9 protein-coding genes and 2 pseudogenes are annotated in these 6,298 nt (G+C 62.2%); 8 read left to right on the top strand and 3 right to left on the bottom strand.

Annotated features, from left to right (window positions below; genetic code table 11):
• Positions 1–483 precede the first annotated feature (483 nt).
• The 3 genes and pseudogenes from S4A8_RS18970 to S4A8_RS18980 all read right to left on the bottom strand — a co-directional run.
• Positions 484–1,266: an enoyl-CoA hydratase/isomerase family protein gene (locus tag S4A8_RS18970; RefSeq protein WP_353221313.1), complete on the bottom strand. Its 783-nt coding sequence runs from the start codon at positions 1,264–1,266 to the stop codon at positions 484–486.
• 82 nt (positions 1,267–1,348) lie between these two features.
• Positions 1,349–1,849, bottom strand: a complete 501-nt coding sequence (locus S4A8_RS18975; RefSeq protein WP_353221314.1) for an SDR family NAD(P)-dependent oxidoreductase — start codon at positions 1,847–1,849, stop codon at positions 1,349–1,351.
• Between the two features lies 1 nt (position 1,850).
• Positions 1,851–1,994, bottom strand: a pseudogene (locus S4A8_RS18980) (transposase); the annotation flags it as partial.
• Between the two features lie 103 nt (positions 1,995–2,097).
• Between S4A8_RS18980 and S4A8_RS18985 the strand changes: the two are divergent.
• From S4A8_RS18985 to S4A8_RS19020, 8 genes and pseudogenes are all read left to right on the top strand, one after another.
• Positions 2,098–2,391: a putative quinol monooxygenase gene (locus S4A8_RS18985; RefSeq protein WP_353221315.1), complete on the top strand. Its 294-nt coding sequence runs from the start codon at positions 2,098–2,100 to the stop codon at positions 2,389–2,391.
• A gap of 31 nt (positions 2,392–2,422) precedes the next feature.
• Complete coding sequence (locus S4A8_RS18990) at positions 2,423–2,941, top strand: redoxin domain-containing protein (protein WP_353221316.1); 519 nt, start codon at positions 2,423–2,425, stop codon at positions 2,939–2,941.
• Positions 2,938–3,465, top strand: coding sequence for a DsbA family protein (locus S4A8_RS18995; RefSeq protein WP_353221317.1), 528 nt, complete (start codon positions 2,938–2,940; stop codon positions 3,463–3,465). Before S4A8_RS18990 ends, S4A8_RS18995 begins: the two co-directional genes overlap by 4 nt.
• 43 nt (positions 3,466–3,508) lie before the next feature.
• Complete coding sequence (locus S4A8_RS19000) at positions 3,509–4,075, top strand: type 1 glutamine amidotransferase domain-containing protein (protein WP_353221318.1); 567 nt, start codon at positions 3,509–3,511, stop codon at positions 4,073–4,075.
• A gap of 38 nt (positions 4,076–4,113) precedes the next feature.
• Positions 4,114–4,524 carry a GlcG/HbpS family heme-binding protein gene (locus tag S4A8_RS19005; protein ID WP_353221319.1) on the top strand — a complete coding sequence of 137 codons (411 nt, stop codon included), beginning with the start codon at positions 4,114–4,116 and terminating at the stop codon, positions 4,522–4,524.
• Positions 4,525–4,534: 10 nt separating this feature from the next.
• A complete protein-coding gene (locus S4A8_RS19010) occupies positions 4,535–4,942 on the top strand; it encodes an alpha/beta fold hydrolase (protein ID WP_502950761.1) in 408 nt (135 codons plus the stop codon).
• A gap of 74 nt (positions 4,943–5,016) precedes the next feature.
• Positions 5,017–6,012, top strand: coding sequence for a zinc-dependent alcohol dehydrogenase family protein (locus tag S4A8_RS19015; protein WP_123592347.1), 996 nt, complete (start codon positions 5,017–5,019; stop codon positions 6,010–6,012).
• A 112-nt stretch (positions 6,013–6,124) separates the two neighbouring features.
• Positions 6,125–6,298, top strand: a pseudogene (locus S4A8_RS19020) (type 1 glutamine amidotransferase domain-containing protein); the annotation flags it as partial.

Here is a 6,298-nt window from a genome sequence, read left to right on the forward strand (position 1 = left end):
GACAACTCAGCAGGAAAGCCGCCTAGCTTCTTTCCTCATACACCAGATTTGACAGTAACTCCGTCCACCGTGCGCGACGTCTTGAACCTTCAGCCTAACCAGATCACACCCGCGTAGCTTGCTGTCGATCGCGAGATTAAACAGTGCAAGATCTCGCGTCTGGGTCGCAAGCTCTAGCCGTACCCGAATGGCCCAGATCTCCTTGAGCTTTAGCGGCGGCTTCGGAGCGACTAGGCGGCCTTTGTTCCACGGAATGATGGACCCTTTAGAAGAAGCACCTTTCCATTGGCCGATATACTCCATGACGATTCCCTTTGATGAACGGAACCGTAAATATCCGACCGATTACCCGTGATCAGGTAGCGACCCAAAGCCGACAGTCAGTAAACCGTCGTGGATAAAGTTGGCGATTCAGAGTCGCACGTCTACGAAAGATCTAGCGATGTTCGATAGCTTGACGTCTGGTGCCGGGTCCGCGGCGATTCAACCCTGACCACCGAATTCGGGCTTGCGCTTTTGTGCGAACGCAGCGACACCTTCCATGCCGTCGGCGGAGGCGGCCATCTGCGACAACGACACCGCTTCGTCTTCGAGATGGGTCTCGAGCGTATCCGCGAGGCTCGCCCGCACCAGGCGTTTGACGGCGCCGTAGGCTGCGGTCGGGCCGGCCGCGAGACGCTCAGCGAACGAGGTTACTTCGGCATCGAAATCCTCGGCCGCAACCACTTGATTGACGAGCCCCCATTCGTGGGCTTCCGCTGCCGACAGGCGGCGATTGGTGAGCAGCAGCTCCATCACACGGCGATAGCCGACGATCCGCGGCAGATACCAGGTCGTGCTGCTGTCCGGCGATAGACCAATCGCGGTGAACGCCGACGAGAAGGTCGCATGCTCGGCAGCCAGGACATAGTCGCTGGCCGCGACGATACCCAGACCCGCCCCGGCAGCCACCCCGTTCACTGCAGCGATCACGGGCGCATCCATGCGCGATAGACGTGCGATCGACATATGCAGATTGCCTGCCATCTCACGGATTTCGGCCGGCAGCCGGGATCCGCTCTGGGCAAAGCCACCGACGTCGCCACCCGCACAGAAGGCTTTTTCGCCGGTGCCCCGGATCAGTACGGCACGTACCGCGGGATCCGAACACATCGCGTTGACGATATCGCAAAGCTCGCGGCCGCCATCGGGGTCGATGGCGTTGTATGCCGAAGGTCGATCGATCGTCAGATGGGCGATCGCATTCTCGAGTTCGTAGGTGAACATGACATGTCCTTTAAAGTCGTCGGCCGTCGCCGGCTCACGCGGTCCAGCGATAACGGCTCTGGGTTGTACCGGATGGCCCCGGCTACCAGGATTCGCGCCAGGGCCGCAGATCCAGTTCGTGCGTCCATGCGGTGGGATCCTGGCAATGCAGGTGCCAGTAGTTCTCGGCAATGGCTTCGGTCGAGAGACTGCCCTGGCTGCCCTTGGACAACCGATACAAACGACCCGCGCCACCGCCGAATTTGTTGACCCGGTCGCCATCCACCACGCCGTCGACCACCACATGCGCCACATGGATGCCTTCGGGGCCGAACTCACGGGCCATCGCCTGGGCAAACATGCGCAGGCCGGCCTTGGCCGAGGCAAAGGCGCCGAACTTGGGCTTGCCGCGCATCGAGGCCGACGCGCCCGTGAAGATCAACGTGCCCTTGCCCAGCGGCTGCATGCGCCGCAACGTCTCCTGACCGACCAGAAAGCCGCTGAAGCAGCATTCCCGCCAGAGGCCCTCGACGAACTCGGGCGACATGTCCAGCAGATCCTTGAACCGATTGCTGCCGACATTGAAGGCCACGAGTTCCGGCACGGTCGCGCCAAGGGCAACCTGTACGCATTCGGTAGAGCATGCCTTCAACCGTCAGACGTAAATCCGATTTGTCGTAGATCGACTCGGCAAGCAAAACACGCTTGAGCTTGGACCAATGCTCATCTGTGAGTATTTGTCGGGCCATCGCAGGCTCGTCGTTGTGTTGCTGGTAACACCACAATACGAGCCTGCCTTTCCTACAATCAATAACTTAGCGCGAAACGGCAACACGCCCTAGGAGAAATAACATGATTAGCAAAGCACTCTGGGTTCCGCTGCAAGCCAAACCCGGCAAGGAAGCCGATGTCGAGGCTTTTCTCGACAGCGGCCTTGAACTGGTCCAAAACGAACCCGGCACCAAAACCTGGTACGCCGTCAAGCTGGGGCCGGCGTCCTACGGCATCTTCGACACGTTTGACAACGAGTCCGGCCGCGATGCCCACCTGGCCGGCGAGGTCGCCAAGGCGCTGATGAACCAGGCCCCGGACCTGTTTGCCGAGCAGCCGCAAATCAACAAGGTCGACGTGCTGGCGGCGAAATAGCCGGCGCGCCGGTTTTCAGGAGGCCCATGTCATGAGTACGCGTCAGTCAACGCAAACGACGCCGGGCGCCGAGTCGGCGTTATCGCCCGGCGAGCGCGCTCCGGACTTCAACTTGGCGCGCTCGCCCGGCGACTCACTGTCGCTGGGCGATTTGCGCGGTCAGCCGGTGGTACTGGTGTTCTACCCGGCCGACTGGAGCCCGGTATGCGGTGGCCAATTGGCGCTGTACAATGAGATTCTGGAGGAATTCCAACGCTTCGACGCGCGCTTGCTGGGCATCTCGGTCGATGGTGTCTGGTGCCACAAGGCGTTCGCCGAGGATAAGAATCTGGAATTTGATCTGCTGGCCGATTTCGAGCCCAAAGGCGCGGTCGCCCGGGCCTACGGTGTTTACCGAGAAGACGACGGCGTAACCGAGCGCGCGCTGTTCGTCATCGACGGCGACGGCGTCATCCGCTGGAGCACTGTCTCGCCCATCGATGTCGATCCCGGCGCCGACGGCATCCTGGCCGCGCTCGAAGACTTGGATGAACAGGAGGCCGCCCAATGAACGCTTCATCCCTCACCCCGATCGACGAAACCGATCATACCCAAGGCCCCGATGATGCCCCGGTCACCCTGATCGAATACGGCGACTTTGAGTGCCCCCTCTGCGGCCAGGCCTACCTGATCGTCGAGCGGCTAAGACGAGACTACGGCGATGACTTGCGCTTCGCCTTTCGCCACCTGCCACTAAACAAGGTGCACCCGCACGCCGCGCAGGCCGCCCAGGCCGCGGAAGCGGCCGGCGCGCAGGATGCGTTCTGGGCGATGCATGCTGCCCTGTTCGAGCACCAGCGCGCCCTCGAATACGAAGACCTGAAAGGCTACGCCGAGGATTTGGCATTGGATACCGAGCGCTTTGCGCGCGAACTTGACGAACGGGTCTATAACAAGCGTGTGCAAGCCGATCTACGGGGCGGCGTGCGCGCCGGCGCCAACGGCACGCCGACGTTTTTCATCAACGGCGTACGCCACGACGGCGACTTCGACTTCGATACGTTGTCGCAGGCCATAACAAAGGCAGGCGCATAAACCCTTGGCGGGGGGACTTCGATATTCAATGAGGAGCAATACGATGCCCGACGAACTCAACGGCAGAAAAATCGCGATACTGGCCACCGACGGCTTTGAACAGGTCGAGCTGACCGAACCGCGCCAGGCCCTCATCGACGCCGGCGCCGAGACCGTGGTGGTCGCGCCCAAGGACGGGTCCATCAAGGGCTGGAAATTCACGGACTGGGGCGACAGCGTTGACGTCGACGTGACCCTGGACGGCGCCGATGCCGACGACTATGACGGCCTGCTGCTGCCCGGCGGGGTGATGAATCCGGACAGCCTGCGCCGCGACGAATCCGCGCTGGCGTTCGTCCGCGCGTTCTTTGAAGCCGGCAAGCCGGTCGCGGCGATCTGCCATGCGCCCTGGACGCTGATCGACGCGCAGCAGGTGTCCGGCAAGCGCATGACCTCGTTTCACACGCTGCAGACCGACCTGAAAAACGCCGGCGCGAACTGGGTGGACGAAGAAGTGGTGGTCGACCAGGGCCTGGTCACCAGCCGCAGCCCCGACGATATCCCGGCGTTCAACGCCAAGATGGTCGAGGAATTCGCCGAAGGCAAGCACCGCGCGTCGGCCACCGGTTAGCGATCGCCAATCCCGCTTATCCAGTCGGAGGAATTGTCATGTACTACCCCAACAGCGTTTCGCTGGAAGACGCCCAGCGAGTCATCGCCGCCGGCATCGACAAATCCCAGGAGACCGGCCAGCCGGAAAATATCGCAGTGGTCGACGCCGGCGGCAACTTAGTCGCCCATGCGCGCATGGACGGCGCCTGGATCGGCAGTGTCGATATTGCCATCAACAAGGCGTTTACCAGCCGCGCCTTCGATCTGTCGACCAAGGATCTGGGGGCGAACGCGCAGCCGGGCGAGCAGTTTTTCGGCATCCAGATGTCCAACCACGGTCGCGTCATGACTTTTGCCGGCGGCGTGCCGTTGCAAAGCGAAGATCGCGTGGTGTGCGCGGTCGGCGTAAGCGGCGGTAGCGGGGACCAGGATCAAAGCGTCGCCGAGGTGGCGGCCCAGGCTTTTTAAATACCGAGTTTTGTACCGACATACCCACGAGGCACGCTATGGAGTTTGTATCCAACCCGCCGCCGCGATCCCCCGCACCCCCGAGCCGCGCCCGCCCATCCAAGACGTCTACGGTCAGGATACCGAGGCTGGCGGGGTCAGCGATGGCGTCATGCGCTGGAGCTGGATGATGGCCATGCAGGCATCGCCCAAGGCCACGCTGGATTGCGTGGACGCTTTCGGCCGCACCGATCTCAGGCCCGATATGGATGCCTTCAATGTGCCCACCCTGGTGGTGCACGGCACCGGCGATGCCACCGTGCCCATTGACGCCACCGGCCGCGCCGCCGCCAAGGCGATCGGCAGCAACGCCGAGCTCAAGGAGTACGACGGCGCGCCGCACGGGCTGATCGTCACCCACGCCGAGCAACTCAATTAAAGACCTATTGGCTTTTCTCAACGGTTGAACACAGCACCGTGCAAAGCACCAAAGGCCCCAACAAGGAGTCACGTATGACCCGAGCTATTCGTTTCCACGAGACCGGCGGCCCGGACGTTCTGCAATACGAAGACATCGAAATCGGCGCGCCCGGCCGCGGCGAAGTTTGTATCAACGTCGAGGCCATCGGCTTGAACCGCGCCGAAGCGATGTTTCGCCAAGGCGCCTATCTGGAAGACCCGAAGCTGCCCGCCGGCGTCGGCTACGAAGGCGCCGGCACCGTCGAGGCGGTCGGCGACGGCGTCGAAGGCCTGGCCGAAGGCGACGCGGTGTCGGTGATCCCGGCGTTTTCGATGAACGACTACAGCTTCTACGCCGAACAGGCGATTGTGCCGGCACACGCAGTCACATCACGGCCGAAAGGTCTCGACGCCGTCCAGGCATCGGCTGTGTGGATGCCGTTTTTGACCGCCTACGGCGCACTCATCGAATTGGGCCAGCTCACCAAAGGTGACGCCGTCATCATCCCGGCGGCTTCCAGCAGTGTTGGTTTGGCCGCCATTCAGATCGCCAATAGCGTCGGCGCGGTGTCGATCGCGGCAACCCGCACTTCGGGCAAAGCCGACGACCTGAAAAAAGCCGGCGCCGCCCATGTCGTGGCGACCGAGGAACAGGACATTGTCGCCGAAGTTATGCGTATCACCGGTAACAAAGGCGCGCGCATGGTCTTCGATCCGGTGGCCGGCCCGCAGGTCGAAACGCTTGTCGACGCCATGGGCGCCGGCGGCATCGTGTTCATCTATGGCGCGTTGGCCGGCAAGCCGACGCCGTTTCCGATGATCGCGGGTATGAACAAGGCGCTAACCATGCGCGGCTATACCCTTTTCGAGGTCATCGGCGACGCCGGCCGCTTCGAGCGCGGCAAGAAGTTTGTCACCGACGGCCTGGAAAAAGGCGATTTCAAGGCCACGGTGTCCAAGACTTTCGACTTCGAGGACATGGTCGAAGCCCACAAGTATATGGAATCCAACCAGCAATTCGGCAAGATCGTTGTCACGGTCGGCGGCTAAATTCACCAACCCCCCGCGGCTCGCCGCGGGCACCTCGGCGATGGGGTTTCCAAATCGGCCGGCACGCGTGCCGGTCGCCGGATTGTAAGCCTGGATAATTGGAGAGGATGTTATGAAAATACTCATGGTTTTGACCTCGCACGACCAACTGGGCGATACCGGCAAGCCCACCGGCTTCTGGCTGGAGGAATTCGCCGCACCCTACTATGTCTTCATCGACGCCGGAGCCGAAGTGGCGCTGGCTTCACCGGCCGGCGGCCAGCCGCCGGTCGACCCGGCCAGCGAC

The organism is Salinisphaera sp. S4-8, assembly GCF_040361235.1.
Taxonomy (GTDB): Bacteria; Pseudomonadota; Gammaproteobacteria; order Nevskiales; family Salinisphaeraceae; genus Salinisphaera.

Coding starts and splice junctions, on each gene's coding strand:
- S4A8_RS18970 (WP_353221313.1), bottom strand. CDS start 1,266: ATGTTCACCTACGAACTCGAGAATGCGATCGCCCATCTGACGATCGAT.
- S4A8_RS18985 (WP_353221315.1), top strand. CDS start 2,098: ATGATTAGCAAAGCACTCTGGGTTCCGCTGCAAGCCAAACCCGGCAAG.
- S4A8_RS18990 (WP_353221316.1), top strand. CDS start 2,423: ATGAGTACGCGTCAGTCAACGCAAACGACGCCGGGCGCCGAGTCGGCG.
- S4A8_RS18995 (WP_353221317.1), top strand. CDS start 2,938: ATGAACGCTTCATCCCTCACCCCGATCGACGAAACCGATCATACCCAA.
- S4A8_RS19000 (WP_353221318.1), top strand. CDS start 3,509: ATGCCCGACGAACTCAACGGCAGAAAAATCGCGATACTGGCCACCGAC.
- S4A8_RS19005 (WP_353221319.1), top strand. CDS start 4,114: ATGTACTACCCCAACAGCGTTTCGCTGGAAGACGCCCAGCGAGTCATC.
- S4A8_RS19015 (WP_123592347.1), top strand. CDS start 5,017: ATGACCCGAGCTATTCGTTTCCACGAGACCGGCGGCCCGGACGTTCTG.